This is a genomic window from Streptomyces sp. NBC_01017 (genome assembly GCF_045162795.1).
In the GTDB taxonomy this organism is placed as follows: domain Bacteria; phylum Actinomycetota; class Actinomycetes; order Streptomycetales; family Streptomycetaceae; genus Streptomyces; species Streptomyces machairae.
The window spans coordinates 6,166,569-6,193,319 of the sequence record NZ_CP108683.1; the positions used below are offsets into that span (position 1 = coordinate 6,166,569).

25 protein-coding genes are annotated in these 26,751 nt (G+C 71.0%); 13 read left to right on the forward strand and 12 right to left on the reverse strand.

The annotated features are described in order from the left end of the window. Window position 1: 1 nt before the first annotated feature. The 3 genes from OG331_RS28360 to OG331_RS28370 are packed head-to-tail and all read right to left on the reverse strand — an operon-like array spanning window position 2 to window position 2,356. Window positions 2-778: an enoyl-CoA hydratase/isomerase family protein gene (locus OG331_RS28360; RefSeq protein WP_406201221.1), complete on the reverse strand. Its 777-nt coding sequence runs from the start codon at window positions 776-778 to the stop codon at window positions 2-4. Next, window positions 775-1,191 carry a Zn-ribbon domain-containing OB-fold protein gene (locus OG331_RS28365; RefSeq protein WP_406201224.1) on the reverse strand — a complete coding sequence of 139 codons (417 nt, stop codon included), beginning with the start codon at window positions 1,189-1,191 and terminating at the stop codon, window positions 775-777. The genes OG331_RS28360 and OG331_RS28365 overlap by 4 nt, the downstream gene beginning before the upstream one ends. A gap of 7 nt (window positions 1,192-1,198) precedes the next feature. Continuing rightward, on the reverse strand, window positions 1,199-2,356 hold the full coding sequence (locus OG331_RS28370) for a lipid-transfer protein (protein WP_406201226.1): 1,158 nt from the start codon (window positions 2,354-2,356) through the stop codon (window positions 1,199-1,201). Between the two features lie 95 nt (window positions 2,357-2,451). On the opposite strand from OG331_RS28370, the gene OG331_RS28375 reads away from it, so the two are divergent. Continuing rightward, window positions 2,452-4,050 carry a FadD3 family acyl-CoA ligase gene (locus OG331_RS28375; protein WP_406201228.1) on the forward strand — a complete coding sequence of 533 codons (1,599 nt, stop codon included), beginning with the start codon at window positions 2,452-2,454 and terminating at the stop codon, window positions 4,048-4,050. A gap of 219 nt (window positions 4,051-4,269) precedes the next feature. Here OG331_RS28375 and OG331_RS28380 read toward each other — a convergent pair whose 3' ends face one another. From OG331_RS28380 to OG331_RS28395, 4 genes are all read right to left on the reverse strand, one after another. Continuing rightward, complete coding sequence (locus OG331_RS28380) at window positions 4,270-5,637, reverse strand: O-antigen ligase family protein (protein WP_406201231.1); 1,368 nt, start codon at window positions 5,635-5,637, stop codon at window positions 4,270-4,272. Between the two features lie 178 nt (window positions 5,638-5,815). After that, window positions 5,816-6,811, reverse strand: a complete 996-nt coding sequence (locus tag OG331_RS28385) for an endonuclease domain-containing protein (RefSeq protein WP_406201233.1) — start codon at window positions 6,809-6,811, stop codon at window positions 5,816-5,818. Between the two features lie 173 nt (window positions 6,812-6,984). Next, a complete protein-coding gene (locus OG331_RS28390; protein ID WP_406201235.1) occupies window positions 6,985-7,188 on the reverse strand; it encodes a DUF397 domain-containing protein in 204 nt (67 codons plus the stop codon). Beyond that, entirely contained in the window at window positions 7,169-8,023 is an 855-nt protein-coding gene (locus OG331_RS28395; protein ID WP_406201237.1) for a helix-turn-helix domain-containing protein, read from the reverse strand. The genes OG331_RS28390 and OG331_RS28395 overlap by 20 nt, the downstream gene beginning before the upstream one ends. A gap of 138 nt (window positions 8,024-8,161) precedes the next feature. Here OG331_RS28395 and OG331_RS28400 point away from each other — a divergent pair, with 138 nt between their 5' ends. Both OG331_RS28400 and OG331_RS28405 read left to right on the forward strand, forming a co-directional pair. Beyond that, window positions 8,162-8,389 carry a hypothetical protein gene (locus OG331_RS28400; RefSeq protein ID WP_406201239.1) on the forward strand — a complete coding sequence of 76 codons (228 nt, stop codon included), beginning with the start codon at window positions 8,162-8,164 and terminating at the stop codon, window positions 8,387-8,389. Next, complete coding sequence (locus OG331_RS28405) at window positions 8,386-8,760, forward strand: ATP-binding protein (RefSeq protein WP_406201242.1); 375 nt, start codon at window positions 8,386-8,388, stop codon at window positions 8,758-8,760. Before OG331_RS28400 ends, OG331_RS28405 begins: the two co-directional genes overlap by 4 nt. 238 nt (window positions 8,761-8,998) lie before the next feature. On the opposite strand, the gene OG331_RS28410 is transcribed toward OG331_RS28405, so the two are convergent. Both OG331_RS28410 and OG331_RS28415 read right to left on the reverse strand, forming a co-directional pair. Beyond that, a complete protein-coding gene (locus OG331_RS28410) occupies window positions 8,999-9,175 on the reverse strand; it encodes a hypothetical protein (RefSeq protein ID WP_406201244.1) in 177 nt (58 codons plus the stop codon). Between the two features lie 202 nt (window positions 9,176-9,377). Beyond that, window positions 9,378-12,338, reverse strand: a complete 2,961-nt coding sequence (locus OG331_RS28415) for a BTAD domain-containing putative transcriptional regulator (RefSeq protein ID WP_406201246.1) — start codon at window positions 12,336-12,338, stop codon at window positions 9,378-9,380. 209 nt (window positions 12,339-12,547) lie between these two features. Between OG331_RS28415 and OG331_RS28420 the strand changes: the two genes are divergently transcribed. Next, entirely contained in the window at window positions 12,548-13,780 is a 1,233-nt protein-coding gene (locus OG331_RS28420; RefSeq protein ID WP_406201248.1) for an amidohydrolase family protein, read from the forward strand. A 58-nt stretch (window positions 13,781-13,838) separates the two neighbouring features. On the opposite strand, the gene OG331_RS28425 is transcribed toward OG331_RS28420, so the two are convergent. Then, window positions 13,839-14,741: a hypothetical protein gene (locus OG331_RS28425; RefSeq protein WP_406201250.1), complete on the reverse strand. Its 903-nt coding sequence runs from the start codon at window positions 14,739-14,741 to the stop codon at window positions 13,839-13,841. 315 nt (window positions 14,742-15,056) lie between these two features. Between OG331_RS28425 and OG331_RS28430 the strand changes: the two genes are divergently transcribed. The 6 genes from OG331_RS28430 to OG331_RS28455 all read left to right on the forward strand — a co-directional run bounded on the left by OG331_RS28430 (window position 15,057) and on the right by OG331_RS28455 (window position 22,158). Beyond that, a complete protein-coding gene (locus tag OG331_RS28430; protein ID WP_406210327.1) occupies window positions 15,057-15,965 on the forward strand; it encodes an LLM class F420-dependent oxidoreductase in 909 nt (302 codons plus the stop codon). Window positions 15,966-15,977: 12 nt separating this feature from the next. Next, window positions 15,978-16,748 (forward strand): SDR family NAD(P)-dependent oxidoreductase, encoded by a 771-nt coding sequence (locus OG331_RS28435; RefSeq protein WP_406201253.1) that lies wholly within the window; start codon window positions 15,978-15,980, stop codon window positions 16,746-16,748. Between the two features lie 117 nt (window positions 16,749-16,865). Beyond that, window positions 16,866-17,984, forward strand: a complete 1,119-nt coding sequence (locus OG331_RS28440; protein WP_406201255.1) for an LLM class flavin-dependent oxidoreductase — start codon at window positions 16,866-16,868, stop codon at window positions 17,982-17,984. Between the two features lie 123 nt (window positions 17,985-18,107). Beyond that, complete coding sequence (locus OG331_RS28445; RefSeq protein WP_406201257.1) at window positions 18,108-19,838, forward strand: amidohydrolase family protein; 1,731 nt, start codon at window positions 18,108-18,110, stop codon at window positions 19,836-19,838. Next, window positions 19,835-21,298 carry an aldehyde dehydrogenase family protein gene (locus OG331_RS28450; protein ID WP_406201259.1) on the forward strand — a complete coding sequence of 488 codons (1,464 nt, stop codon included), beginning with the start codon at window positions 19,835-19,837 and terminating at the stop codon, window positions 21,296-21,298. Before OG331_RS28445 ends, OG331_RS28450 begins: the two co-directional genes overlap by 4 nt. A gap of 62 nt (window positions 21,299-21,360) precedes the next feature. Then, complete coding sequence (locus tag OG331_RS28455; RefSeq protein ID WP_406201262.1) at window positions 21,361-22,158, forward strand: alpha/beta fold hydrolase; 798 nt, start codon at window positions 21,361-21,363, stop codon at window positions 22,156-22,158. 15 nt (window positions 22,159-22,173) lie between these two features. Here the strand turns inward: OG331_RS28455 and OG331_RS28460 are convergent, their stop codons facing one another. After that, window positions 22,174-22,566 (reverse strand): nitroreductase/quinone reductase family protein, encoded by a 393-nt coding sequence (locus OG331_RS28460; RefSeq protein WP_406201265.1) that lies wholly within the window; start codon window positions 22,564-22,566, stop codon window positions 22,174-22,176. A gap of 113 nt (window positions 22,567-22,679) precedes the next feature. Here OG331_RS28460 and OG331_RS28465 point away from each other — a divergent pair, with 113 nt between their 5' ends. Together OG331_RS28465 and OG331_RS28470 are read left to right on the forward strand one after the other, a co-directional pair. Continuing rightward, complete coding sequence (locus OG331_RS28465; protein WP_406201268.1) at window positions 22,680-23,507, forward strand: endonuclease/exonuclease/phosphatase family protein; 828 nt, start codon at window positions 22,680-22,682, stop codon at window positions 23,505-23,507. Between the two features lie 51 nt (window positions 23,508-23,558). Beyond that, complete coding sequence (locus OG331_RS28470; RefSeq protein WP_384188128.1) at window positions 23,559-24,011, forward strand: hypothetical protein; 453 nt, start codon at window positions 23,559-23,561, stop codon at window positions 24,009-24,011. A 110-nt stretch (window positions 24,012-24,121) separates the two neighbouring features. Here OG331_RS28470 and OG331_RS28475 read toward each other — a convergent pair whose 3' ends face one another. Continuing rightward, window positions 24,122-25,645: a CehA/McbA family metallohydrolase gene (locus OG331_RS28475; RefSeq protein ID WP_406201272.1), complete on the reverse strand. Its 1,524-nt coding sequence runs from the start codon at window positions 25,643-25,645 to the stop codon at window positions 24,122-24,124. Window positions 25,646-25,859: 214 nt separating this feature from the next. Between OG331_RS28475 and OG331_RS28480 the strand changes: the two genes are divergently transcribed. Next, entirely contained in the window at window positions 25,860-26,708 is an 849-nt protein-coding gene (locus tag OG331_RS28480; RefSeq protein WP_406201275.1) for an LLM class F420-dependent oxidoreductase, read from the forward strand. The last annotated feature ends 43 nt before the right edge of the window (window positions 26,709-26,751 follow it).

Below are 26,751 nucleotides of genomic sequence, written 5' to 3' on the forward strand. Positions count from 1 at the left end.
CTCACCGGACCTGGTGGTCGCGGCGCCGCGCCCGGAACAGCTCCGCCTGCCGTTCGCCCGGCAGGTTGCCGAGGGCGATCAGGTGCGGTGCCTGCGCGAAAGCGTGCGCGAGGGCGGCTTCCTTGGCCGCCCACAGCGCGCGCACCGTCCCCTGCACACCCTCCGCCGGATACCCGGCGATGACGGCGGCGCAGTCGACCGCGGCAGCCAGTGCCCCGCCGGGCTCGGTGACTTCCGAGACCAGCCCGATCTCATGGGCCCGCCGCGCCGACATCCGCTCCGCGCTCCCCATGAGCGCCGTCCGAGCCGCCTCTCCGTACGGCATGCGCAGCGCCATCAGCATCGACTCGTAGGCGCTGACCATGCCGTAGGCGGTGTGCGGGTCGAAGAAGGTGGCGCTCGGGTCGGCGACGAGGAAGTCCGCCTCGCCCAGGAGGTAGAACGCGCCTCCGCAGGCCATGCCCCGCACGGCGGCGACGACGGGCTTCCACAGGTCGTTCGCCTTCGGGCCGACCCGCAGCAGCGGATCGTCGAGCATGTACGGCGAACTGGGCTGCGGGACGACGGCCTCCCGGTCCAGCCCCGTGCAGAACGCCCGCTCCCCGGCCCCGGTGAGCACGACGGCCCGTACGGTGTCGTCGAACCGCAACTCCCGCCACACCGCGACCAGTTCGTCCCGCATGGCGAGGTCGATGGCGTTGAGGCGGTCCGGCCGGTCGAGGGTGACGACGGCGACGCCGGTGTCCTTGTCGGTCTCGGTCCTGACGGCCGGGCTCATGGCCGCTCCAGGACCCACTGCGCAAGACCGGCCCCGCTGAAGACGGCCTGGACCTTGGCGCCGATGCGGATCCGGTCCGGGGGGATCGAGTTGAGAGGGGCGCCGGGTTCCGTGACGAGGTTGCCGACCAGGCGGATGCGGGGCGCGTCGGTGAGTTCGACGACCACGACGTTGTACGGCGCCTGCTCCGCGTAGTCCGGCAGCAGAGGCGGATGCGGGACGACGTACGACCAGATCCGCCCGTGCCCGCCGACCTGCCGCCACTCGCACGTGAAGGACTGGCAGTGCGGGCAGCAGGGGCGGGGCGGGAAGCGGAGTTCGCCGCAGTCGGCGCAGGCCTGGACGCGCAGCTCGCCCTGGGCGGCGTACTGCCAGAAGGGGGCGCCGTCGGGGTCGGTGAGGGGGGAGAGCATCCTTCGATCAACTCCTCAGGAGCAGCGCGGAGGTGGGGACGCCTTCGCCGGCGGTGACGAGACAGGTGGCGGCGTCGGGGACCTGCGCGGTACTGGTGCCGCGGAGCTGCTTGACGCCTTCGTTGATGAGGTTGAAGCCGTGGACGTAGGCCTCGCTGAGCCCGCCGCCCCCGGTGTTGAGGGGCAGCAGCCCGCCGATCTCCAGGGCGCCCCCTTCCGTGAACGCCCCGCCCTCGCCCCGCCCGCAGAAGCCGTACCCCTCCAGCGACAGCGGTATGAGAGCCGTGAACGCGTCGTAGATCTGGGCGACGTCCACATCCTGTGGAGTGAAGTCGGAGTGCTTCCACAGATGCCGGGCGGCGGTCCACGCGGGTCCCGTGAGCGGGTCGTCGTTCCAGTAGTTGACCATGCCGTGGTGCTGGGCGGGCAGCCCTTGGGCGGCCGAGTGGACGTAGACGGGTTTGTGCCGGCAGTCCCGGGCGCGCTCGCGGCTGACGATCACGCACGCCAGGGCCCCGTCCGTCTCCAGGCAGTTGTCGAAGAGGCAGAGGGGCTCGCTGATCCAGCGGGAGGTCATGTACATCTCGCGGGTCAGGGGCCGTTCGTACATCACCGCGGCGGGATTCTGGTTGGCCCGGTTCCGGCAGGCGAGGGCGACGTTGAAGAGGTGGTCCCGCGTCGCGCCGTACTCGTGCATGTAGCGGCGGGCGAGCATGGCGATCTCGTCGACGGGGCGCAGGAGGCCGTACGGCCGGGTCCACTGGGCGGGCGTGGGCAGTTGGGCGGTGGTGTTGCGCCAGGGCCGGGGCCCGCTGCCCCGCTTCCTGGACCGCCAGGCGACCCCGACCGTCGCCTGCCCGGCGGCGATGGCGGCGGCGAGATGCGCGACGGTGGCACACGAACCGCCGCCCCCGTACCCCACCTTGCTGAAGAAGGTGAGGTCTCCGAAGCCGACGGCCTTCGCCAGCTCGACCTCGTCGGTCTCCTCCATGGTGTAGCTGGCGAGCGCGTCGACCTCGCCGGGTGCTATTCCGGCGTCGTCCAGGGCGGCCACGACGGCACGGCACGCGAGGGTTCTCTCGTCCTCGGCGAGCCGTTTGGCGAAGGGCGTCTGTCCGATGCCGACGATCGCGGTGGCGTCCTTGAGTCCGTTGACTCCGGTCATGCTGCGCGCACCTCCGCATGCTGAAGCGGCTGCTGACAGGGCGTCAGGCTACAGCTAATCTGACGGACAGTCAGCTACTGGGTCTGGAGGCTGTGGTGCGCGGTGACTTGGAGTGGGCCAGCATCCCGGAACTCGTCCGGTCCGCGGCCGAGCGGTACGCGGACGTCGAGGCCGTGGTCGAGGGCCGTACACGGATCTCGTACGCCGAACTGGGCGCCCGCGTCGAGCGTTCGGCGGCGGCCTGTCTGGCGAACGGCGTCGCGCCGGGCGACCGGGTCGCCATCTGGGCCCCGAACACCCTCGACTGGATCGTGTCGGCGCTGGGCGCGGTGTCGGCCGGGGCGGTGCTGGTGCCGCTGAACACCCGCTTCAAGGGCACGGAGGCGGCCGATGTGCTGCGCAGGAGCGGGGCGCGGCTGCTGTTCGTGACGGGCACGTTCCTGGGGACGTCGTATGTGGCGTCGCTGCGCAGGGCGGTCGCTCAGGGGCCGGGGCTGCCGGAGTTGGAGCAGGTGGTCGTCCTGTCGGACGACGCCCCGGCGGACTTCCGTACCTGGAAGGACTTCCTGGCGAGCGGGGACGGGGTGAGCACGGCGGACGTACGCGCGCGTGCCGAGGCCGTGGACGGCTCCTGCCCCTCGGACATCGTCTTCACGTCCGGCACGACGGGCCGCCCGAAGGGCGCGGTGATCACTCACGCGCAGACCCTGCGCGCCTACGAGGTGTGGTGCGACCTGGCGGGACTGCGGCAGGGCGACCGCTACCTGATCGTGAACCCCTTCTTCCACACCTTCGGCTACAAGGCCGGGGTGATCGCCTGTCTGATGCGGGGCGCGACGATGATCCCGCAGCCGGTCTTCAACGTCGGCACTGCCCTGGCGAACATCGCGGCGGAACGCGTGTCGGTCCTGCCGGGCCCGCCCACCCTGCACCAGTCCCTCCTCGACCACCCGGCCCGCGACGCCCACGACCTCTCCGCGCTGCGGCTGGTGGTGACGGGCGCGGCGGTCGTGCCCCTGCAACTGGTGGAGCGCCTGCGCGGGGAACTCGGCGTCGAGACGGTCCTCACGGCTTACGGCCTCTCGGAGGCCACCGGCATCGTGACCATGTGCCGGCGCGGCGACGACCCGTCGGTCATCGCGTCGACGTCGGGCCGCGCGATCCCCGGCACTCGGGTGCGGGTGGCCGGCCCGACAGGAGAACCGGCGCCCGCAGGCACCCCCGGCGAGGTCCTGGTCCGCGGCTTCAACGTCATGCGCGGCTACTACGAGGACGAGGCGGCCACCGCGGAAGTGCTGACGGAGGACGGCTGGCTGCACACCGGGGACGTGGGCGTGCTGGACGAGGCGGGCAACCTGCACATCACCGACCGCATCAAGGACATGTACATCGTCGGCGGCTTCAACGCCTACCCGGCGGAGATAGAGCAGCTCCTGGGCCTGCACCCCGACGTGGCGGACGTGGCGGTGATCGGCGTCCCCGACGCGCGGCTGGGTGAGGTCGGGAAGGCGTACGTGGTGCGGCGGCCCGGGGCGGTGCTCACCGGGGACGACCTGATCGCCTGGGCGCGGCGGGAGATGGCCAACTACAAGGTGCCGCGGGCGGTGGAGTTCCTGGGGGAGCTGCCGCGGAACGCGAGCGGCAAGGTGGTGAAGGGGGAGTTGCGGGGCAAGGCGGGGCGCCGCTCGGGGTAGGACCGCGGGCGGCCCTCGGGCGGAGCCGGCGCCCGCACCGCGGCTTCGCTCTGAAGGGTCGGCCGGACCAGGTCCCCGACGTGATCGACTCCGCCGTACGCGCACGCGGCTCGTGGCGGCAGGGGCCGTCCGTGGGCTCAGGCGGGGATGGCCGGCCGGAAGGGGATCGGAGCCGGAGTGTCGCCCGGCAAGAGGCTCTGGCCGCCCGAGTCCCGACCCTCAGGTCGCCGCCCCGACGCGCTGGGGCCCGTGCCGGGGCCGCTTCACCTGCGCCGGGACCACGGTCGTGGGCGCACCGGAGCCGCGGCGCCACCCGGCCGGCGCCTCGGCCATGACGACGGCGAGCACGCACCAGAAGAGCACGTCGATCCGGTCCAGGTTGGCCGGGTGGTCCATCATGCCCGCCAGGAAGAACCCGGTCAGCGAGGCCAGCCCGACCGTCCCGATGACCGACTTGGCGCGGGCGGCGCGGGCCGCGCAGGACAGGGCGACGACGGCCACGGCGGTCATGGCGAGGAGCCCGAGAGGCCCCGTCTCCACCAGCCCGTTGAGCCAGAGGTTGTGTGCGTGGACGAAGACCCGGTCGCCGGGCGCGGTGGCGGATATGACGGCGCCGGAGCGGCCGAGTCCGACGCCGAGGGGGTTGTCGGCGGCGATCTGCAGAGCGGCTTCCCATGCCTGTCCCCGCACGCCCAGTGAGTTCCCGGCCCGGGACACGGCCCAGATGGCGCCGGCCGCGGTGAACAGGGCCACGGCACCCAGGGCGGCGAACAGCCGGCGCTGGGCGCGGCCGGCGAGCCGGGGCGACAGCCAGTAGGCGCCGCCGAGCACGAGAAGCCCGGCGGCAGCGGCGACGTACCCGGCCCGCGAGAAGGTGGTCAGCAGGGCCCCGTACCCGATGACGACCAGCACCACGATCGCCGTACGGGCCGTCCGCTCGTCCACGCACACGGCGGCGAGCAGCGCGAACGGCAGGAGCAGCACCAGGAAGGCGGCCAGCAGGTTCGGGTTGGAGAAGGTCCCGGTGGCCCGGATGAGGATGCCGTCGCCGCCCGCGTCACAGGCGACGTCGGTGAGCAGCCCGGTCCGGCAGAAGCCGGTCGGCGTCTCGTTGGTCACCTGGGAGAAGGCAGTGGTGGCGGCCGCCGCGACGCCCGCCAGCGCGAGGATCCCGATCGCCCGCCACGACTCGGTCTGCGTACGGCGCACTCCGACGACCAGGTAGTAGCAGCACACGACGGTCAGCAGGCCGCGCAGCGGCGCCGTCGCCTGCCCGCCGTGGTACGTCGCCGCCCCCGCGGCCACGACCAACAGGCCGATGGGCACGTCCAGTCGGGTCCGGAAGTCCCGCAACCGCGCCCGCGACCGGCCCCGTACGGGAACGACGAGCGCGATCAGCCCGACCAGCAGGGCGAGCCGCGTCGGCGTGACGATCCCTACGACCGACTCGACGGGGTCGTCGGGGAAGAAGTCGGTGCCGGAGTCGAGCAGCACGACGGCCACCGCGCCGAGCGGCACGAACTGGACGAACCTGACAATCGCCGACGGCCGCCCGGGACCGGCCGGCACGCTCTGGTCGGATGCCATGGCACCCGAGCGTGGCGGGCGGGTGCGACGGGCGGGTTGCGGACGGGCGAACGGCCCGGAGATCCTTGACGGACGCCGGATCCCCTCGGGGTCGGGAGGGGGGCGATTGGCAGGAGAATCCCACCGAGCATCCTGCCGGAGTGGGCAATTGGGCCTCACGCTGATACAGATCCGCCAATCAACCCAGCGGGTCGCACGGACCAGTCCCGAAGCGGCCTGCCCCGGCATTAAGTGCGGCACGGATCTCGCGGATCATCTGTAGAGGCCGATGGAAGACGTCCTCGGCGGTATAGCGCAGTAGGGTCCGCACCTCCGGACTCCGGGCGAGCTGGTTGAAGCGGACCACGTCACGGCGATGGGCGTCACGGGTGCCGTGATAGGCGTAGCCCTCGATCTCGATCGCCAGTCCCTCGGCCCGGAAGAGAAAGTCGAGACAGCGGCGAGGGCCGTCGGGGGTACGCACCTCGACCTGAGTTTCGGGATGGAGGCCGGCGTCGTGCATGTGCAGGCGGGCGATCGTCTCCGCGGGTGAGCCGGAACGGGGGTCGAGCAACACCAGCCACTCCTGGGCCCTGCCGGCACCGAGAAGCGGCGCCTCCAAGGCCACGGCAAGGGAGGCCGGCGCGATGAGCGGGGCGCGGCGTGCGCCGCCGACCCTGCGGTAGGTGAGCGCGGACTCCACAGCAACGAGCGCGTCGTCCCTCGGGCCGGCTCGGAGGAGGTCGGCGAGGGTGCGAGGGACCTCGGTGACGCGCAGGCCGGACCGCTCGACGACCTCGACCTGCGGGAGGGGGATGCGGTGGACCCGTACCCCGGCGAAGCCCTGCCGGGCGCTGAGCCCGGGGTCGGTGAATTCCAGAGGGCATGGACGCCGTGGATCCTCGGCCGGCCTACCGCGGCCCGGCCTCCCGCCGTCCAGCGTCTCGATCTGCCAAAGGCGAGCAGCCGAGCCATGGCTCACGACGAGCTGCCGCCTGACCAGCTGGGCCGCCTTCAGCCGTACGACGAGGTCGACTTCCCTCCCCGGTTCTGCCCATGCCCCGCCCTGAACGCGGGCCCACCCCTCCGAGCGGAGCCGCCGGAAGAGGGACGCCCGAGGCCAGCCGGCTTCCAGCGCCCGCGAGGTCAGCAACACACCGCCGTCGACGAGCGCCCTCAAGTCCTCGCGTTCCACGCCCCCACTGTCCCGAAGGCAGGACCACTCCCGCCCAGCCCTGTGGATAACCCGGCGGCGAAGTCCTGAGGCACCGGAGATGAGCGGGAGAAAGGCAGTTGTGTTCCACCACAGCCGCCGATCCCCGGGCCATCACGTCACCCGCGTGGCACGGACCTGCCAGTCACACCGCGTCAGCGCTTGATCTCCGCGACGAAGGCCGTCCACGCGGACAGGGGGAACACGAGCACGGGGCCCTCCTCGGCCGTCTTGGAGTCACGGACGGGGACCATGGCGGGGAGGCCCTCGGCGGCCTCGACGCAGTCTCCGCCGCTGCCGTTGCTGTAGCTGCTCTTCCTCCAGCGCACAGTGCTCAGGTCAAAGGCGGTGCTTGCCATTTCGGTAGTCCTCAGCCGCTTCCTCGATCATGGCGAGGGACGCCTCCGGCGGCAGAGCGGCGGCCCTGAGCCGATCGTACGACTTGCGGTACTCCTTCACGAGGGCCGGATCGTCGATGGTGTCCCCAGTGTGGAGGGACTCTGTGTATACGAGGGGAGGGGCATCCGGGAAGCTCATGAGCTTGGCCATGCCGAGCATGAAAGGGTGCGCCCCGCAGTTCCACGGAAGAATCTGTGGAGTGATCCGGCGACGACGCGCCAACGCAGCAATGTGGTCGAGCTGTTCGGCCATCTGCTCCGGCGGAAGAATTGCCAGCCGCAGCAGCGACTCGTGCAGGATCGCCCAGTACTCGGGCGTCGCATGGTCCTCGTCGAAGAGCTGCGCCCGCTCAAGTCGAGCGTTCACCTTCGCGTCCGTCTTCTCCTGCGCTTCGAGAGGGTGTGTCGCTCGTACGACCGCGTGGGCGTAGGCCTTGGTCTGAAGCAGACCGGGGATGAGGGTCGGGCACCACTCCTCGATGGCCTCGGCGTGCTTCTCGGCCTCCAGCACCTTCTCGAAGTACGAGGCGTGGCCCTTCCGTCGGGCCTTACGCACGTCCTCGCAGCGGCGTTCGAAGAAGCCGTCGGTCTGCAGCACCTGGTCCACGTGCTCGGCGAGATCGCGTGGCATACGGCGCTCGCCGCGTTCGATCTCACTCAGGTGACTCTGGCCGTAGAAGCTGCCCTCGACCAACTGCTGAAGTGTGAGCCCTGCTTCCTCCCGCTTCCACCGCAACTCCTTGCCGTAGAAGCACGGGACGCTTTCCGAGCCGTCGATGTCCTTGCGCCGCACCATGATCTGCCGCCCTCACTCCACAACTGCCGTGCTTTGTTCCACAGTTCACGCCCGGGAACCTGAACCTCTTTCACGGTACGTCGCGCCGCGTCACTGTGTGAGTGAACCGTCACAGAGTGCACAGGAAGGCGTACGTGCATGAGGCCACGTCAGAATCCCCCCACCGCCTACGACATCACCCTCTGCATCGAGGAACTGCGCGACGCCCTCGCCGCCCACGACATCACCCTCCCGTCCCTCCGTGTGGACCTGCCGACCTTCGCGGGCGCGTACCACGCTCCGGTCGGCCTGATCGCCCTCGGCAACTGCAACACGGAAACCGCACGGCAGCTGGCCGCGGCGCTGCGCAAGGCGTCCGGCCGGTGAACGATGCGGGCCTGGAGGTCGATCTGCTCGCGTTGTCCAAGGCGGTACCCGAGTTGCGGCGCGCCGTGCGGGAGCGGTTTGGGGACATCGGCGGCGAGGTGCAGCTGTGTGTGACCGAGCTGGTGGGAAATGTCGTCCGCCATGTGGGGGAGGGCACCCCTGTTTCCGTGCGCGTGGCTCGCGCGGGCGCTTGCATCCGGGTGGAGGTCGCCGACCCTGACCCGTGTGCTTGGCCCGTTCTGTTGTACGCCGCAGGGGATGACGAGTCCGGCCGGGGGCTGGCGTTGCTGGACGCTGTGGCGTTGCGGTGGGGTGTGGTGCAGGGGGAGTCGGGCAAGACGGTGTGGTGCGAGGTGGGTGGTGAGGGGTGAGACGACACGGCGATGGGCCGAGCTCGGGCTCGGCCCATCGGTGAGGAGTCGCTTTACGGCATGGCGTTGTTCAGCGGAGCCACGGCGGTGTCAGGTGACGCCGGCATCGGATGGGGCGAAGGTTCGAGTGGATCGAACGGTTCCCGCCATGGGTTGGCCTGCACCTGCCCCCGGACACACCTCGGCCGCAGCGGCTCCCCTCCGCGCCGCCGCGGCCGATCCCCCGTGAGATGAGGCTTCAGCTGGTCGGCTCGCCGGTGGCGTGCGAGTTGTCGGTGGTGGCGTCGCCGGTGCCCTTGTCGGTGGCGAGCGTGCTGTTCAGCGGCTCGCTGGTGGCGTGGCTGTTCAGCGTGGTCACCTCGGTGGCCTCGGTGTTCGGCGCCTCTGCCTCAGTCTTCTTCTTCTCGTTGCTCATGACTGGCTCCCCTGAATGTTCTTGGTGCGGTGAGTGGTGAGACCGGCCGGCAACTCCCCCGAGGACTGCCGGCCGGTCACCTTCGGGCCGCAACACCATAAGGTGCGGCCACCGGTCGTCCCGTCTGCCCCCCGACGCGACGGATCGACACGACGAGAGTGCCGTGGGGCGATAAACGAACGATGAACGTGTACGTACGCTGTCAGGCGAGGGTAAGAGGCTTGAGGAGCGCTCGTACTTCCTCGGCCTCGGGGGCCTTGAGCCCGTCGAAGATCTCAAGAGCTTCCTGCCAGCAGACCTGGGCGCGGCCGGACTGCCCGATGCCTTTCAGGGCCCGGCCGAGCACGGTGAGCACGTTTCCACGCCGCCACTCGCCCCCGATTCCGCGGAGAAGGGTCAGCGCCAGTTCCGCGTTGGTCGCGGCCTGGGCGGGGCGCCGGGCCACCAGGTCGAGTTCGGCGAGACGGAAAAGGGACATGCCCTCCCAGAGCCGCTGTCGACTGTCCCGGAACACTTCGAGAGCTTCCCCAAGACGATCAGCGGCCTGCTCGTGCTGACCGCTCTGAGTGAGCGCGAGGCCCAACGCGTAGCGGCCGTTGGCACCCTTCAGAGCGTGCCCCATGGCGTCATACATGTCGGTGCCCTGCTGGGCCAGGGACACGGCACTCGCGGTGTGCCCCATCGCCAGGTGTATCCGCGAGAGATTGCACAGAGCGCTGGCCTCACCGGGGCGGTCTCCGCAGGAGCGGAAGCTGTCGATGGCGCGGGTCAGGAGCGTCTCACCGTCCTCGAACCGGCTCTGATAAAGCGCGATGATGCCAAGCATGTTGGATGCCCAGCACTGGGGCAGAGGATCACCCGCTGCTTCCGCCAGCCGAAGGGCCTCGGCAGCCTCTTGGTCCGCGAGCTCGAAGCGGCCGGACATGTTGTGACTGTTGGCCAGCGTGACGAGGACTCGGGCTTGCGTACGCTGATCACCAGCTGTGTGTGCTGCGGCGCGCAGGGAGGATCCTGTCGCCTCGTACTCCCTGGGGTTGGCACCCGACTCCATCAGGTCGATGACCGCCCACAACAGGTCGACGGCGCGCCTCAGTTGGCCAGGCTCCGTCGACTGCCGCGCGCAAGCCAGCAGACAGGTCGCCTCCGCGTACAGCCAGTCCCGTGCGTGATGCCGATCCTCAAACGTCAGCCCTGGATACTCAGTCGGTGCCAGGTGATCCACCAGCCGGTCCCCCGGGCGCTCGATGGCGTAGACGCCCGCCGCCGTGACCAGATAGAAGTCCAGCAACCGCGACAACGCCGCATCCCGCTCGCTCGGCGGCTCGTCCCGCTCCGCACACGCACGCGCGTAGAGCCGCACCAGATCATGGAACCGATACCGCCCCGCCGCCGCCGACTCCAGCAGGGACGTGTCGACGAGGGACTCCAGGAGGTCCTCCGTGTCCTCCGCCGGCAGGTCCAGGACCGCCGCGGCCGCGGCCAGGGAGATGTCCGGGCCGTCCGCGAGGCCCAGGAGGCGGAAGGCGCGGGCCTGGGCGGGGTCCAGGGCGCCGTAGCCAAGTTCGAAGGTGGCCTTCACCGCCAGGTCGCCGGCCTGGAGCTCGTCCAGCCGGCGGCGCTCGTCGGCGAGCTTCGCGGCGAGGACCGAGACGGTCCAGGTGCGGCGGGCCGCGAGGCGGGACGCGGCGATGCGGATCGCCAGCGGCAGGAAGCCGCAGGCCGCGACGACGTCCAGCGCGGCCTCCCGCTCGGACGCCACCCGCTCCTCGCCGACGATCTTCGTGAAGAGGGACAGCGCCTCGTCCGGGGACATCACGTCCAGGTCGACCAGATGGGCGCCCGCGAGGTCCACCATGCGGACCCGCGAGGTCACCAGCGCCGCGCAGCCCTCGGTGCCCGGCAGCAGGGGCCGTACCTGGGCGGCGTCCCTGGCGTTGTCCAGCAGCACCAGGACGCGACGGCCGTCGAGGACCGAGCGGTACAGGGCCGAGCGCTCCTCCAGCGAGTCCGGAATGGCCGAGTCCGCCGTGCCCAGGGCCCGCAGGAAGGACCCCAGTACCGTCTCCGGCTCCGCTGCCCGTGGGCCCGCGCCCTGAAGGTCGACGTACAACTGCCCGTCGGGGAAGGCCGAGCGGGCCTGGTGTGCCACGTGCACGGCGAGTGTCGTCTTGCCGACCCCGCCGATGCCCGCCAGCGCCGACACCGCCATCACCCGGCCCTCGGACGAGGCGAGGACCTCGCTCAGTTCGGAGACGAAGGCGGAGCGGCCCGTGAAGTCGGGCACGGTGGCCGGGAGCTGGGCGGGCCGCACCGGCAGCACCGGCGGGTCGCCCACCGGAGCCGACGGTTCCGCGAGGCCGGGGTCGGCCTGCAGAATCCGCTGCTGGAGTTCCTTCAGGTCCGGGCGTGGGTCCACGCCCAGTTCGTCCGCCAGCAGGCGGCGGGTGTCCGCGTACACCGCCAGCGCCTCCGCCTGCCGCCCGCTGCGGTACAGCGCGAGCATCAGCAGCTCGCGCAGCCGCTCGCGCAGCGGGTGCTCCGCCGTCAGCGCCGTCAGTTCCGAGACCGCCTCGGCGTGGCAGCCCTGCTCCAGGTCCATGTCGAGGCGGGACTCCAGCAACTGCAGCCGCCACTCCTCCAGGCGGACCCGCTGGGCCTCCGCGTACGCCCCGGGAACTCCGGCCAGTACCTCCCCGTCCCACAGCGCCAGCGCCCGCCCCAGCACGTCCCGGGCATGGCACAGGTCCCCGGCGCCCCGCGCCTTCTCCGCCTCCGCCGCCAGCTCCTGGGCCGTCGCCAGATCCAGCGCACCCTCGGCCAGGCCCCGCACCGCGTAGCCGCCGGACTCGCTCACCAGGACCCCGGGGTCCAGCACCTTGCGCAGCCGGGAGGCGTACGTCCGCACCGCCGCCAGCGCCTGCGAGGGCGGCTCCTCGCCCCACAGGGCGTCGATCAGCTCCGCCGCGGTCGCCGTACGGCCCTCGCGCAGCAGAAGGGCCGCGAGCAGGGCGCGTTGCTGGGGGGAACCGGTGGGGAGCTGCTCCTCGCCACGCCAGGCGCGCACCGGACCGAGCACCCCGAAGCGCAGCGCCCCCGCCTGCTCCGCCGTATCTGCCGAGGAGCCAGGACGCCTCTGCTCCGGCACTCGCGGTACCCCGTCCATCGCAGTCCCCCTAGGACCCGTCTACATCCCCGCCAGTTTGCCTTGTTCATGGCAGATGCGTCAGCTGTGGAGGGGGTGATCACAGCCAGGCGCGCGGGATATCACAAGGTCCTCACGTGCTCTCCGCACGGCGTTGGCCGCGCCCCACCGCCCCTCGGGTCGCTTCTGCATAGCTGACGGACCGTCAGATCGGCGCTACCGTGGCGGACATGGACACCGAGACCGCGTTTCCCCTGATCATCTCCGTCGACGACCACACGGTCGAGCCGCCCACGGTCTGGCAGGACCGGCTTCCGAAGAAGTACCAGGACACCGGCCCGCGGATAGTCCGCGCGCCACTGAAGGAAATGACCTTCCTGGGCGGGCGGTTCAAGCCCGTCATGGGCCGGCCGGGCGACGACGGGCCCATCGGTGACTGGTGGGTGTACGAGGACCTGCAGCGGCCGCTGACCCGCCTCGACACCGCCGTCGGGTACAGCAGGGACGAGATCAAGCTCGAAGTCATCACGTACGAGCAGATGCGCCCGGGGTCGTACGACGTCCCCGCCCGCCTCGCCGACATGGACGTCAACCACGTCCAGTCCGCGCTCTGTTTCCCCACTTTTCCCCGCTTCTGCGGCCAGACCTTCACCGAGGCGCAGGATCACGAGCTGGGCCTGCTGGGCGTCCAGGCGTACAACGACTGGATGGTGGAGGAGTGGTGCGGCCCCGCCGCGCAGGGCCGTCTCATCCCGCTCACCCTCATCCCCCTCTGGGACGCCGAGCTGGCGGCAGCGGAGGTCCGCCGCAACGCCGCACGCGGCGTGCGTGCCGTCGCGTTCTCCGAGATACCCCCGCACCTCGGGCTCCCGTCCGTCCACACCGACTACTGGGACCCGTTCCTCGCCGCCTGCGACGAGACCGGCACCGTCGTCGCCATGCACATCGGCTCGTCGAGCCGGATGCCCTCCACCTCGGCCGACGCGCCGCCCGCCGTCGGCTCCACCATCACCTTCGCCAACTGCTGCTTCTCGATGGTCGACTGGCTGATGAGCGGCAAGTTCGAGCGCTTCCCGAACCTCAAGGTCATGTACGCCGAGGGCCAGATCGGCTGGATTCCGTACATTCTGGAGCGCGCCGATGTGGTGTGGGAGGAGAACCGTGGCTGGGGCGGGGTCGCCGACAAGGTGCACCGGCCGCCGTCGGAGCTGTTCACCGACCACGTCTACGGCTGCTTCTTCGACGACGCCTTCGGGCTCAGGAACCTCGACGCGATCGGCGTCGGGAACGTCCTGTACGAGACCGACTACCCCCACTCCGACTCCACCTGGCCGAAGTCCCGTGAGGTCGGCGAGGCACAGATGGGGCACCTGGAGGCGGACGTGGTCGATCGGATCGTACGGCGCAACGCGATCGAGCTGCTGGGGCTGACGGACGACGGGCTGTGGCCCGGGACGGCATGAGCGGGCCGCGGTCCCGGTTGCGGGACCGCGGCTTCCACTCATGGGCAGGCCGGCTGCGTCAGCCGAGGAACACCGACGAGATCCTGTCGTCGAAGCCGACCGAGGCCAGGTCGGCGATGTTGCCCTGCACCACCTTGGAGTCGCCCTTGCAGTCCTTCTCGGACCAGATCTTCAGGGTGCCGGAGGCCTGGAGGGAGGAGGCGGAGTCGTCGCGGGCGACGTTCTGGCACCCGGCGCCGGCCAGCCCCTCGGACGGGTCGCCGAAGTTCCGCTCGTCGGACAGGGTGACGCTGGACGCGGGGGCCACATCGCCCTGCTCGTCACCGGCGCCGCCCTCTTCGCTGCCGGCGTCGCCACCCTCTTCCCCGGCCCCCGCCTTCCGGCCGTCCGGCGTCACGCCGAACCACGTCCCGCCCACGCCCTGCCCGTTGGTGTCGCCGGGCCCCAGATCCTTGCTGAAGCGGTAGACCGGCCAGCCGCCGACGGTCACCTGGAGGTTGCCGTCGTCGCGCTTGACGACGCCCACGTCGGACTTGTCCACACCGTCGATGAAGATCTTGCCGCCGGGGGCGACCAGGACCGGCGGCCAGGTGGTGGCGCACTCGCCGGAGCAGTTCGACCTGGACGGGTTCGCGGTGTCCTTGTCGAAGCGGTAGAGGGTGAAGCCGGCGCCGTTGACGACGACGGGGTTCAGGTCCCCCGCCTGAGACGCGCTCAGCTGCACCCACTTCTTGGCGACCGGCCTGCTCGCCGGCTTCCCCGGGCTGTTGGCCCAGTCGCCGGTGCCGGGGGCCGCGTTGTTCTGCTTGGCCGAACCGCTGGTGAAACTCAGGCCCCCCTGTGCGGAGCCGGCGCCCTCGCGGGCCGCGGACGCGGCGTTCTCGCTGCCGTTGCAGGCGGTCAGCAGCAGGGCCGCGGCGGCGGTGGTGGCGGCGATCGCGGCGATGCGGTTGCGGATCATTCTCGGTCTCCCCGTTGTCCCGGCGCCCGGACCTCCCGAGCAGCCACCGCCCAGTACGAACCCCTCGCAGGCCGCCCTCACCCGGTGACGTGCCTGAGACACGAACACGACGGATTGCGGTCAATCGGACGGAGATCGCGACATTCCACCGCCCCGGCGGGAGCCCCGCACGGACGCAGCCGTTCCGCACCCACCCCTTGTCTGTTGCGGCGCCAGCCCCGACGATGACGCCCGGAACACGGATATGACGGTTCGTCAGATCGAGGAGGGTGTGTGTCCATCCAAGTCCCGCCGGACGGGCGGACGCTGTTCGGGATGCAGCTCCCGGTCCAGTCCCAGAGCACGATCTACGCCGAGCCCTGGGAGGCCGCCGCCGGCCCCGGGGACCTGAGGGCGATCGCCGTCGCCGCCGACCGGGCCGGCTTCGACTACATCGCGAGCTGCGACCACGTCGGCGTCCCGCGCCGCCTCGCGCCCGCGATGAGCACCATCTGGTACGACCCCGTCGCCACCCTCGCCCACCTCGCCGCAGTCACCGAACAGGTCCGGCTGCTCAGCCATGTCGCCGTGGTCGGCCTGCGCCACCCGCTGGCCACCGCCAAGCAGTACGCGACGCTGGACCACCTGTCGGGCGGGCGTCTGATCCTGGGCGTGGGCGCAGGGCATGTGCGCGAGGAGTTCGAGGCGCTCGGGCACGACTTCAAGCAGCGCGGTGCCGTCCTCGACGAGGCGATCGACGCCCTGCGCGCCGCCCTCGGACCGGAGGAGTTCCCCGAGCACCACGGGAAGTTCTACGACTTCGAGGGGCTCGGCCAACTGCCCCGGCCCGCCCAGCAGCGCGTACCCGTCTGGGTCGGCGGCTCGTCGCCCGCCGCCGTACGCCGGGCCGCGCTCAAGGGCGACGGCTGGCTGCCCCAGGGCGACCCGCGCGACCGGCTGCCGGAGCAGATCGCCACGCTGCGGCGCATGCGCATCGACGCCGGCATCGAAGAGCCGATCGTCGTGGGCGCCATCACCGAGCCGCTGTACGTCGGCCGGCCCGGCTGGGAGGTGGGGCGGCGCACGATCACCGGTGCGTCGGAGGAGCTCGCCGAGTCCCTTCGGGCGTACCGCGCGATGGGGGTGCACCAGATCCAGGTGCGCTTCCGCTGCCGGAGCAGGGACGAACTCGTGGACCAGATCACCGCCTTCGGGGCCGAGGTCGCCCCGCACCTCGACCAGTGACTGGAGTGAGCCATGGACAAGCTGGACGGCCGGGTCGTGATCGTCACGGGCGCGGCACGCGGACAGGGTGAGCAGGAGGCGCGGCTCTTCCGGGAGGAGGGCGCCGAGGTGGTCGTCGCCGATGTGCTCGACGAACAGGGCGAGGCCCTCGCGAAGGAGATCGGCGCGCTGTACGCGCATCTCGACGTGGGGGAGGAGGCGGACTGGCGGGCCGCGGTGGCCGCCGCGAAGAGGGCGTACGGCCGGGTCGACGGGCTCGTCAACAACGCCGGCATCCTGCGCTTCAACTCCCTCGTCGACACACCCCTCGACGAGTTCATGCAGGTCGTGCGGGTCAACCAGGTCGGCTGCTTCCTCGGCGTCAAGACGGTCGCGCCCGAGATGGAGGACGGCGGCACCATCGTGAACACCGCCTCCTACACGGCCGTGACGGGCATGGCGGCCGTCGGCACGTACGCGGCCACCAAGCACGCCATCCTCGGCCTCACCCGCGTCGCCGCGCTGGAGCTGGCGCCGCGCGGCATCCGGGTCAACGCGATGTGCCCGGGTGCGATCGACACCGCCATGTCCAACCCGGCCCATCTGGACCCGGATGCGGACCCCGAGGAGACCTCGAAGGCCCTCGACGGGCTGTACCGCAAGCTCGTGCCGCTCGGGCGGATCGGGCGGCCGGAGGAGGTGGCCCGGCTCGCGCTGTTCCTGATGTCGGACGACTCCTCGTACATCACCGGCCAGCCGTTCGTGATCGACGGTGGCTGGCTGGCCGGGGTGAGCGTCATCTGACGTACCACCCTCATCTGATGACCAGTCAGCTATTGACGGTGCACGTGAGCGGTGCCACAGTCGGCGGAAAGTAAATCTGACGGTTCGTCAGAAACTATGTGGGGACGGTGAACCTCCTTGGAATTCGGGCTCTTTGTACAGGGATACGTGGGCAAGCGCGCCGAAACCGACCCGCTCGCCGAGCACAAGGCGTTGATGGAGGAGACCGAGTACGTCATCCAGGCGGACAAGTCCGGCTTCAAGTACGCCTGGGCGTCGGAGCACCACTTCCTGGAGGAGTACTCCCACCTCTCCGCCAACGACGTGTACCTGGGGTACCTGGCGCACGCCACGGAGCGGATCCATCTGGGGTCCGGCATCTTCAACCCGCTCGCCCAGGTCAACCACCCGGTCAAGGTGGCCGAGAAGGTCGCCATGCTCGACCACCTCACCGAGAACCGCTTCGAGTTCGGCAGCGGGCGCGGCGCGGGTTCGCACGAGATCCTCGGGTTCATACCGGGCGTGACCGATATGAACTACACCAAGGAGATCTGGGAAGAGACCGTCGCCGAGTTCCCCAAGATGTGGCTCCAGGACGAGTACGTCGGCTTCCAGGGCAAGCACTGGTCGCTGCCGCCGCGCAAGGTGCTGCCCAAGCCGTACGGGAAGTCGCACCCCGCGATGTGGTACGCCGCCGGGTCGCCGCCGTCGTACGCCATGGCCGCGACGAAGGGGCTCGGGGTGCTCGGGTTCAGCGTCCAGAAGGTCTCCGACATGGAGTGGGTGCTGGAGCAGTACAAGACGGCTGTCGTGAACGCCGAGCCGATCGGTGACTTCGTCAACGACAACGTGATGGTGACGACCACGGCGATCTGCGCGCCGACGCATGCCGAGGCGATCGAGACCGCCGTGAACGGCGGGCTGCACTATCTGCCGTCGCTGGTGTTCCGGTACCACGACACGTTCCCTCGGCCCGAGGGGTTCCCGGTGTGGCCGGAGACGTTGCCGCCGTACACGCCGGAGTTCGTGGAGCTGCTCATCGAAGAGGAGTTGCTGATCTGCGGGGATCCGGACGAGGTGCTCACGCAGTGCAAGCGGTGGGAGCAGGCCGGGGCCGATCAGTTGAGCTTCGGGTTGCCGGTGGGGGTGCCGAAGGAGGAGACGTTGCGGACGATTCGGTTGATCGGGGAGCACGTCATTCCGAAGATCGACACGGATCCTGTGCATCGGACTTCGCGGTTCCGGAGGGGTGTCTGATCGCCGTTGGCGGGTGCGGGTTCGTGGGGGCTGGTCGCGCCCACGCGGCGGAGCCGCATAGCGATACAGCCCCGCGCCCCTGAACGGGCGCGGCCCGCACTCGGAATCTGAGGAGGAACCGTCATGCTCGATCACGTCATCAAAGGCGCGACCGTCGTCGACGGGACGGGCGCGCCCGCCTGCACCGCCGACGTGGGTGTGCGCGATGGCCGTATCGCCGTCATCGGCACGATCACCGAGGAATCCCGTACCAGCGAGGACGCCGCCGGGCTGATCCTCGCCCCCGGGTTCGTCGATCCCCACACCCACTACGACGCCCAGCTCTTCTGGGATCCCTATGCCACCCCGTCCCTGAACCACGGGGTGACCACGGTCGCCGGCGGGAACTGTGGGTTCACGCTGGCGCCTCTCAATCCTGCGCGGCCCGAGGATGCCGACTACACGCGGCGGATGATGTCCAAGGTCGAGGGCATGTCGCTGGTGGCGCTGGAGGAAGGGGCGCCCTGGAGCTGGAGCAGCTTCGGGGAGTATCTGGACGCCCTGGAGGGGCGGATCGCCGTCAACGCGGGGTTCATGGTGGGGCACTGCGCGCTGCGCCGGTACGTCATGGGGCCGGACGCGGTGGGCGGGCAGCCCTCGGCGGAGCAGCTCGACGCGATGGTGGGGCTGTTGCGGGAGGCGATGGAGGCGGGGGCCTGGGGGCTGTCCACCACCCAGTCGACCTCGCACTCCGACGGCGACGGGAAGCCGGTGGCCTCCCGGCATGCCGAGCCGGCCGAGCTCCTGGCCCTCTCGCGGGCCGTAGGGGAGTACGAGGGCACGCAGATCGAGGCCATCGTTGCGGGCTGTCTGGACCAGTTCAGCGACGACGAGATCGATCTCTTCGTGGAGATGACCGCCGCCGCGGGCCGCCCCCTGAACTGGAACGTGCTCACGATCGACGCCGCGGTTCCCGAGCGGGTGCCCAGGCAGCTGGAGGCGAGTGAGCGTGCCCGCAAGGCCGGTGGCCGGATCGTGGCGCTGACCATGCCGATCCTCACGCCGATGAACATGTCGCTGGGCACCTTCTGCGCCCTGAATCTGATCCCCGGGTGGGGGCCGGTCCTGGGATTGCCCGTCAAGGAGAGGATCGCCAAGCTCCGTGACCCGGACATCCGCACCGAGCTGCTGCTGCGCGCCCATTCCAAGGAGGCGGGAGTCTTCCGGCGGCTCACCCACTTCGGGCGCTATGTCATCGGGGACACCTACAGCGAGGCGAACCGCGGGCTGACCGGACGGGTGGTGCGGGACATCGCGGCCGAACGCGGGCAGGAACCCTTCGAGTGCCTGGTCGAGATCTGCGCGGCGGACGATCTGCGTACCGTCCTGTGGCCGATGCCCACCGACAACGACCCCGACTCCTGGGCGCTGCGCGCCGAGACCTGGCGGCACGAGGACGTCATGCTGGGCGGCTCGGACGCCGGGGCGCATCTGGACCGGATGTGCGGGGCGCCGTACACGACCCGGTTCCTCGGGGACTGTCTGCGCGGGCGGAAACTGGTCGGCCTGGAGCAGGCGGTGAAGATGCTCACCGACGATCCCGCCCGGCTCTTCGGCCTCCGTGACCGGGGACGCGTCGAGGAGGGCTTCCATGCGGACCTGGTCCTCTTCGACCCGGAGCGGATCGACGCCGGCAAGGCCACCCTGGTGCACGACCTGCCGGGTGACAGCCCGCGGCTGGACTCCAGGGCGGTCGGCGTGCGGGCGGTCTGGGTCAACGGCGTCGAGGCGATCCGCGACGACGTGGTGACCGGGGCCGTGCCGGGGCGCGTGCTGCGCTCGGGGCGGGACACCAGGACGGTGGCCACCCGGTGAGCTTCAAGGCCGTCGACCGGCAGCGGTTGTTCGTCGGGGGCTCGTGGGCGGAGCCGGACGGCGGGTACTACGCCGTCGTCGATCCGGCGAGCGAGGAGACCGTCGGGTGGGCTCCGGAGGCCTCGCGGGATCAGGTGCACGCGGCCTGTGCCGCGGCCCGCGAGGCCTTCGGGCCGTGGTCGCGTACGTCGCCGGAGGAGCGGGCGGCCGTGCTGGGGCGGGCGGCGGACATCATCCGCGGCCACCTGGTGCCGTACGCCGAACTGGCGCAGGCCGAGACCGGGGCGACCACCGGGACGGCCCGGGGCATGCAGGTGGGCGTCGGGGCGGCCCGGTTCCGGCGCTACGCGCAAGTGGAGCCCGCCGAGTGGGCGATCCCGCCGCAGATCAACGAGGCGGGGCCGATAGGGAAGGCCGGTGTGATGGGTGCGCTGGCCGTCCGCCAGCCCGTCGGAGTCGTCACCTGCATCACCTCGTACAACAACCCGTGGGCCAACCCGGCGGGCAAGATCGCGCCCGCGCTGGCCATGGGCAACACGGTGGTCGTGAAGCCCGCCCCGCAGGATCCGCTGTCCGTCTACCGGATGGCGGAGGCGCTGGAGGCGGCGGGGGCGCCCCCGGGTGTGGTGAACGTGGTCTCCGGGCGTTCCGTGGAGGTCGGCGAGGCGGCCGTCTCCTCCCCGGACGTCGACATGGTGAGCTTCACCGGCTCCACGGCGGTCGGGCAGCGCATCGCCGAGGTCTGCGGGCGGGACATGAAACGCCAGTTGATGGAGCTGGGAGGGAAAGGCGCGGCGGTCGTCCTCGACGACGCGGACCTGGGGTCCGCCGTGGCCGGGATCGGGACGACGTTCTCCTTCTACAGCGGGCAGATCTGCACGGCGCCGACGCGGGTGCTGGCCCAGCGGGGCGTGTACGACCGGCTGGTCGAGCAACTGGCCGTCTACGCGGGGCACCTCAAGGTCGGCGACCCCCGGGAGCGGGACACGGTGGTCGGCCCGCTGATCTCGGCGGCCCACCGGGACCGCGTGGAGTCGTACGTCGAACTCGGCCGCAAGGAAGGCGCGGTGGTCGTCGCCGGAGGTGAACGGCCCTGCCTGGACACCGGCTTCTACGTCGCGCCGACCCTGCTCGCCGACTGCACCAACGACATGCGGGTGGCCCGCGAGGAGATCTTCGGCCCGGTGGTCGTCGTCATCCCCTTCGATGACGAGGACGAGGGCGTGGCCCTGGCCAACGACAGCGACTACGGCCTCATCGACTACGTCTGGTCCGGCGACGTGGCCCGCGCCTTCCGGGTGGCCCGCCGCCTGCGGGCCGGCGGGGTCGGCGTCAACACCGTCGGGCGCAACATGGAGGCGCCGTTCGGCGGGTTCAAGAAGAGCGGGGTCGGGCGGGACGTCGGCTCGTACGCGCTTCACGCCTACAGCGAGGTGCAGGCGATCGTGTGGCCGGGGTGAGCCGCGGGGATTGACCGGACGCAGGCTGTCACCGGAGCCGTGTACCGGGCAGAGTCTGCCGTATGGGACACATGGTGCAGGTCAAGGGCGGCGAGGTCTGGGTCGACGACGCTGCCGCGGACGGCGGGGCCGCGGCCGGACCGCCCGTGGTGCTGCTGCACTCGGGGATCGGCGATTCCCGGCTGTGGGATCCCGTACTGCCCGGCCTGGCGGCCGGACGTCTTCGGGTGATCCGGTACGACGCCCGCGGCTTCGGCCGGTCGCCGGCGCCGACCGTCTCCTACACCCAGCTCGACGACCTCAGGAGCGTCCTGGATCACTTCGAACTGACCCGGGTGGTCCTGGTCGGCTCCAGCATGGGCGGCAGGACGGCCATCGACCTGGCCTTGAGCGACCCGGGCCGGATGGCGGCCCTCGGCCTGCTGGTTCCCGGCGTCAACGGCTACGACGGCCTGGAGTCGGCGAAGGTGACCGAGGAGATCGGGCGGCTGGCGACGGCCGGTGACACGGACGGCCTGGTCGCGTTCGCGCTGCGGCTCTGGGGCGCGGCGGGCCCCGACCCCGACACCGAGGCGGAGCACCTGCTGCGGGCGGCGATTCCGGCGTGGTTCACGACCTACGGCCACGAGACCGAGGGCGGGCGGGCCTTCGACCGGCTGGGCGAACTCGACCTGCCCTGCACGCTCCTGCTCGGCGAGCGGGACCAGCCCGAGGTGATCCGCTGCAACGAGGCGATGGCCGCCCGTATCCCCGGCTGCCGGCTGGTCCGGCACCCGGACTGCGACCACTTCCCCACGCTGCGGGCGCCGCGGGACGTCGTACGGCTGGTGACGGAGCTGTGCGAACGGGCGTCGGCCTGACCGGCGCCGTACGCGTCAGCCGGTGAGGTCCACCCGCACCGTCAGCAGATCCGCCCCGAACGCCCGCACCCCGGCGCTGTTGACCCGGGGCAGGCCGCGCAGGCGGGCGATCGGGTCGTCGTCGGGCAGCAGGTGCGCCGTGCCCGTGTGCCACCGCCCCCTGATCCGGACCCGAACCCGCGCGTCGGCCTTGATGTTGCGCACGTACTGCGACCGCTCCCCGAACTCCGACACCAGCCAGAACGAGTCCCCGACCCTGCGTCCGCCGACCGGGGTGCGGCGGGGCAGGCCGGAGGTGCGGCCCGTGGTCTCCAGCAGGGTCTGGGTCGGCAGGCGGCGCATCACGGCGTTGAGCCGCCGCTGGAAGGCCCTGACGTTCCGGTATTTGGTCTCTGCGGGGCTGGACATGGTGTGCCGTTCTCCTGACGCGTGGCGGTGCTGATGCTCTTCAATGTCTCTCACGGGGGGGATCGAACGAATGGTGGAGCCTCGAACGGTTCGTCTATGAGAGACGGTGGCCCATGCGGGTGGTGACCTGGAACCTGTGGTGGCGCTTCGGGCCGTGGGAGGCCCGGCAGAAGGCGATTCTCGCCGAACTGCGCGATCTGCGCCCCGACGTGGTCGGCCTGCAGGAGGTGTGGGCGGACGGCGGCGAGAACCAGGCCGAGTGGCTGGCCGCCGAACTCGGCATGCACTGGGCCTGGGCCCCGTCCCCCGCCCCCGAGCGCTGGCGCCGGCGGATCGGCGACGACACGGTCGACATCGGGAACGCCGTGCTGAGCCGCTGGCCGGTCGTCGACCGGCGGACCCTGCGACTGCCGGCGCCCGCGGACGTCGACGACGGCCGCCTCGCCCTGTTCACCCGCCTCGCCACCCCCTCGTACGACATCCCCTTCTGCACCACCCACCTCACCTCCGCCCTGCACGCCTCGGCCGTACGCTGCGGACAGGTTGCCGCGCTCGCCGAGTTCGTCGCCGAGAACCGGGGTGACACGCCCTTTCCGACGGTCGTCACCGGCGACTTCAACGCCTGGCCCGACTCCGACGAGATCCGCCTCTTCGGCGGCTACCGGACCGCGCCGGTCGTACCCCGCCAGGTCTTCTTCGACGCCTGGCAGTACGCCGCCCCGGACGCCCCCTGGGCCACCTGGGACCGCTCGAACCCGTACGTCGCCGACAGCCGGGAGCCGAGCGTGCGGATCGACTACATCCACGTTGGGCCGCCGGGCACCGGCGGACTCGGCCACGTCCGCTCCGTACACCGCGCGTGCGACGGCCCGGTCGACGGCATCTGGCCATCCGACCATGCGGCGGTGGTCGCCGATCTGGAGGCCTCGACGACGCCCTGATGCATCGAAATCCGGGCGACGAGCGGGCTCCGCGCTCGGCAGACTGCCGGAATGTCCACCGACGTGAGCGGAATGATTGAGTGCAGACCTCTGGCCCGGATCTTTGACGAGGACGACGAGGACGCGGTCTGGCACGCCGCCATTGACCTCTTCCTCCTCAACACCGGCAATGCCTATGACGCCTTTGCCTGCCTGTTCGGCGTCCGCAACTCCTTCGGGTTCCAGCCGCTGACCGAGGACCGTGGCCTGCCGGAAGACGCCTCGGACGGACTGCGGGACGCGTACGACTCCTGGGGTGGACCACAGGACGCGCAGGGAACGACGTGGATCAGCTGGGCCGAGTTGGCAGCCGCCGACTGGGACGAGACCGACCGTTCCGGCAAGCTCAGTCGAAGCGCCGTCGCCGGGGAGGGAACCCACTGGGCCCCGGTCTGGCACGTGATGAGGACGCTTTCCGAGCTGCATGGCCCGGAGCACGTGCGACTCGTGGTCTGGTTCGACTGATCATGGACGTCCTCCGCCCGGACTGACCTGAGCGCGTCGGCGGGGGCGGGCTCTGCAAGCCACCCCCGCTTCCGGTCGTGCCACACCGCGGTGCCGCGCAGCGCCGGTCGCTACGAACGCCCGAGGAAGATCGGATTCGTGGCCGCCGCCAGCGCGCCCGGCAGTGGGCCCACCGCCGTCTCGTGGCGGAGTTCCGCCCGGACGTAGGCCGCGTACGCGGGGGTCGTGCGCCATTCCACGACGCCTGAGCCGGCGACCGGCAGCGGGGGGCTCGTGAACAGGACGCCCTGGTCGGTGACGAAGCGGACCGTGCAGCGCGGGGCGCCCGTGGCCTCCAGACGGACGGTCACCGGCGTGCTGCGGGGGACCTCCAGCCGCTCTCCGATGCCGGCGTGCTCGCCCTTGCCGCCGGACACGCCGAAGGTCAGCGAGACGTTCTTCGACTCGGCGATGTACGACCGCCCCGCCTTGATGCCCTCCTGGATCGCCTCCCGCGTCAGGTCGTCGGCCAGCACGACCGTCTGGGGCGTGCCGACCGGGTCCGGATCGCGGTGGGCGTCGCTGTTGCCCATCGCCGGGATCCACGCGTCGGAACCCGAGCGCACGGACGCGACCAGCGTGCTGTCCCAGTCCGCCAGGGCCATCTCGTCGTCCGGGGTCCACGGCCCGTTCCAGACCTCGATCGCGTCCGCCTCGCCGAAGCCGAACTTCCAGTTGCAGCCGACGCAGGTGGCGTGCGGGTGGGCGGGGACCACGAGGCCGCCGGACCTGCGGATCCGGCGGGCGAACTTGCCGAACCGGTTGTCCCGGGCCCGGTAGCGCCAGTCGATGAAGGTGCCGGGGTCGATGCCGAGCGCCACGACGTGGCCGTTGCGGGTCGTGACCTCCTCGCCCAGCATGATCAGGAGGTCGTCGCCGGCCGCGTCGGCCCAGTGCGCGTGCGCCGAGTGCGTGTTGTGCTCGGAGCTGTTGATGAAGTCCAGCCCTGCCGCACGCGCGAGGGCCGCGATCTCGGCGGGCGTACGGCGGCCGTCGGAGAACCACGAGTGCAGATGGCAGTCGCCCCGGTACCAGGCGCGCCCCCGCCCCTTCGCCCGCTCCGGCGGGTACGTCGGCTCGACGGACTCGGCCGGCTCGCCGTAGGCGAGCGTGATGGTGACCTCGTACGGCAGCCCCTGCGGCGCCACCATGTACGGGCCGAGGGCGATGTGCCAGGTGCCCTCCCGGACCGGCCCCGGGATGTACCCCGGCGTCGCCTCGTCCGCCCGGATGAAGAACTCCGTGCGCGCCCCGCCCGACCAGCCCCTGAAGCCTCGGCCGCCGAGCTCGGTGCCGCGCCAGTCGAAGATGCCGATGTCGAGGGCGTTGCCCGGGGTGCCCGCCGGGACGGACGGCTTCTCATAGGTGTAGGAGACCTTGATCTCCCGTACCCCGGACGGCACTTCGACCGGCAGGTACACGAAGTCGGGGGACCCGGGCGGCAGGGTGCCCCGCACGGTACGGGTCTCTGCGTCCTGGGTGTCGTCGGCACCTCTGGCGAAGGTCACGCTTCCCAACGTAAGCGCGGCGGCGGCGCCCGTCACGAACAGCGCGCGTCTTCCCAGGCCGGCGCCGGTGTAGTCGTCCTCGCACATGCTGCTGCTCCCCAGGTCGTCGTGAAGGACTTGGCATGGGTGGTGCAGGGTGGTGCGTGCAACTCTGGTATTCAGCCGTGAACTGCCGTGCAAGGGAAGGGAATCGGCAGCCAATCGGAAGCTTTCCAAGCTTCGCGGGGGTGCCGATGGGAGATCCATATGTCCATACCGGTCGGTATGGACATTGCGGCGTCCGCACGGTACAGATGCAGGCATGCGCATCTCCGTCACGATCTTCCTCACCGACGAGACCATCACCCCGACCCGGCTCGCGCGTGAGCTGGAGCAGCGCGGGTTCGCGGGGCTGTACCTGCCCGAGCACACCCACATCCCGGTGGAGCGGACCACCCCGTACCCGGCCGGCGGCGACCTGCCGCCCGAGTACGGCCGCACCCTCGACCCCTTCGTCGCCCTCGGCCAGGCCGCCGCCGTCACCGAGCGGCTGGGCCTCGGCACCGGCATCACGCTGGTCGCGCAGCACGACCCGATCGATCTGGCCAAGCAGATCGCGACCCTGGACCACCTGTCCGGCGGACGCTTCACGCTCGGCCTCGGCTTCGGCTGGAACGTGGAGGAGGCCGCCGACCACGGGGTGGAGTGGCGGACCCGGCGCGAGCTGGTTCGCGACCGTATGGCACTGATGCGCGCCCTGTGGGCGGATGAACCGACCGCCCACGAAGGCGAGTTCGAGTCCGTGCGCGCCAGCTACGCCTACCCCAAGCCCGTGCAGAAGCCGCGCGGCCCCAAGGTCAACGGCCCCCGCACGCTCATCGGCGGAGCGGCCGGCCCGAAGCTGTTCGCGCACATCAGCGAGTACGCCGACGGGTGGCTGCCGATCGGTGGCCGCGGACTGTCCGAATCTCTACCCCGACTGCGAGCGGTCTGGGCCGACGCCGGCCGCGATCCGAACGCCCTCCAGGTGGTGCCGTATGCCGTGTTCCCCACCCCGGGCAAGCTCGCGCACTACGCGGAACTCGGCATCGAGGAGGTCGTGGTGCAGCTGCCTCCGGCGACGGAGACGGACGTTCTGCGGGCGTTGGACGAGTATGCCGAGTACTCGTAGCCGACTGGGCGGGCAGCTGACCCAGGGGCGCGGGGCTGTGCGG

Excerpts from the sequence above, each read along its gene's own strand:
- OG331_RS28415 (WP_406201246.1), bottom strand. The coding sequence starts at position 12,338 with ATGGACGGGGTACCGCGAGTGCCGGAGCAGAGGCGTCCTGGCTCCTCG.
- OG331_RS28470 (WP_384188128.1), top strand. The coding sequence starts at position 23,559 with ATGTCCACCGACGTGAGCGGAATGATTGAGTGCAGACCTCTGGCCCGG.
- OG331_RS28465 (WP_406201268.1), top strand. The coding sequence starts at position 22,680 with ATGCGGGTGGTGACCTGGAACCTGTGGTGGCGCTTCGGGCCGTGGGAG.
- OG331_RS28390 (WP_406201235.1), bottom strand. The coding sequence starts at position 7,188 with ATGGCAAGCACCGCCTTTGACCTGAGCACTGTGCGCTGGAGGAAGAGC.
- OG331_RS28425 (WP_406201250.1), bottom strand. The coding sequence starts at position 14,741 with ATGATCCGCAACCGCATCGCCGCGATCGCCGCCACCACCGCCGCCGCG.
- OG331_RS28365 (WP_406201224.1), bottom strand. The coding sequence starts at position 1,191 with ATGCTCTCCCCCCTCACCGACCCCGACGGCGCCCCCTTCTGGCAGTAC.
- OG331_RS28395 (WP_406201237.1), bottom strand. The coding sequence starts at position 8,023 with ATGGTGCGGCGCAAGGACATCGACGGCTCGGAAAGCGTCCCGTGCTTC.
- OG331_RS28420 (WP_406201248.1), top strand. The coding sequence starts at position 12,548 with ATGGACACCGAGACCGCGTTTCCCCTGATCATCTCCGTCGACGACCAC.
- OG331_RS28360 (WP_406201221.1), bottom strand. The coding sequence starts at position 778 with ATGAGCCCGGCCGTCAGGACCGAGACCGACAAGGACACCGGCGTCGCC.
- OG331_RS28435 (WP_406201253.1), top strand. The coding sequence starts at position 15,978 with ATGGACAAGCTGGACGGCCGGGTCGTGATCGTCACGGGCGCGGCACGC.
- OG331_RS28445 (WP_406201257.1), top strand. The coding sequence starts at position 18,108 with ATGCTCGATCACGTCATCAAAGGCGCGACCGTCGTCGACGGGACGGGC.
- OG331_RS28430 (WP_406210327.1), top strand. The coding sequence starts at position 15,057 with ATGCAGCTCCCGGTCCAGTCCCAGAGCACGATCTACGCCGAGCCCTGG.
- OG331_RS28400 (WP_406201239.1), top strand. The coding sequence starts at position 8,162 with ATGAGGCCACGTCAGAATCCCCCCACCGCCTACGACATCACCCTCTGC.
- OG331_RS28380 (WP_406201231.1), bottom strand. The coding sequence starts at position 5,637 with ATGGCATCCGACCAGAGCGTGCCGGCCGGTCCCGGGCGGCCGTCGGCG.
- OG331_RS28370 (WP_406201226.1), bottom strand. The coding sequence starts at position 2,356 with ATGACCGGAGTCAACGGACTCAAGGACGCCACCGCGATCGTCGGCATC.
- OG331_RS28460 (WP_406201265.1), bottom strand. The coding sequence starts at position 22,566 with ATGTCCAGCCCCGCAGAGACCAAATACCGGAACGTCAGGGCCTTCCAG.
- OG331_RS28475 (WP_406201272.1), bottom strand. The coding sequence starts at position 25,645 with ATGTGCGAGGACGACTACACCGGCGCCGGCCTGGGAAGACGCGCGCTG.
- OG331_RS28480 (WP_406201275.1), top strand. The coding sequence starts at position 25,860 with ATGCGCATCTCCGTCACGATCTTCCTCACCGACGAGACCATCACCCCG.
- OG331_RS28410 (WP_406201244.1), bottom strand. The coding sequence starts at position 9,175 with ATGAGCAACGAGAAGAAGAAGACTGAGGCAGAGGCGCCGAACACCGAG.
- OG331_RS28455 (WP_406201262.1), top strand. The coding sequence starts at position 21,361 with ATGGGACACATGGTGCAGGTCAAGGGCGGCGAGGTCTGGGTCGACGAC.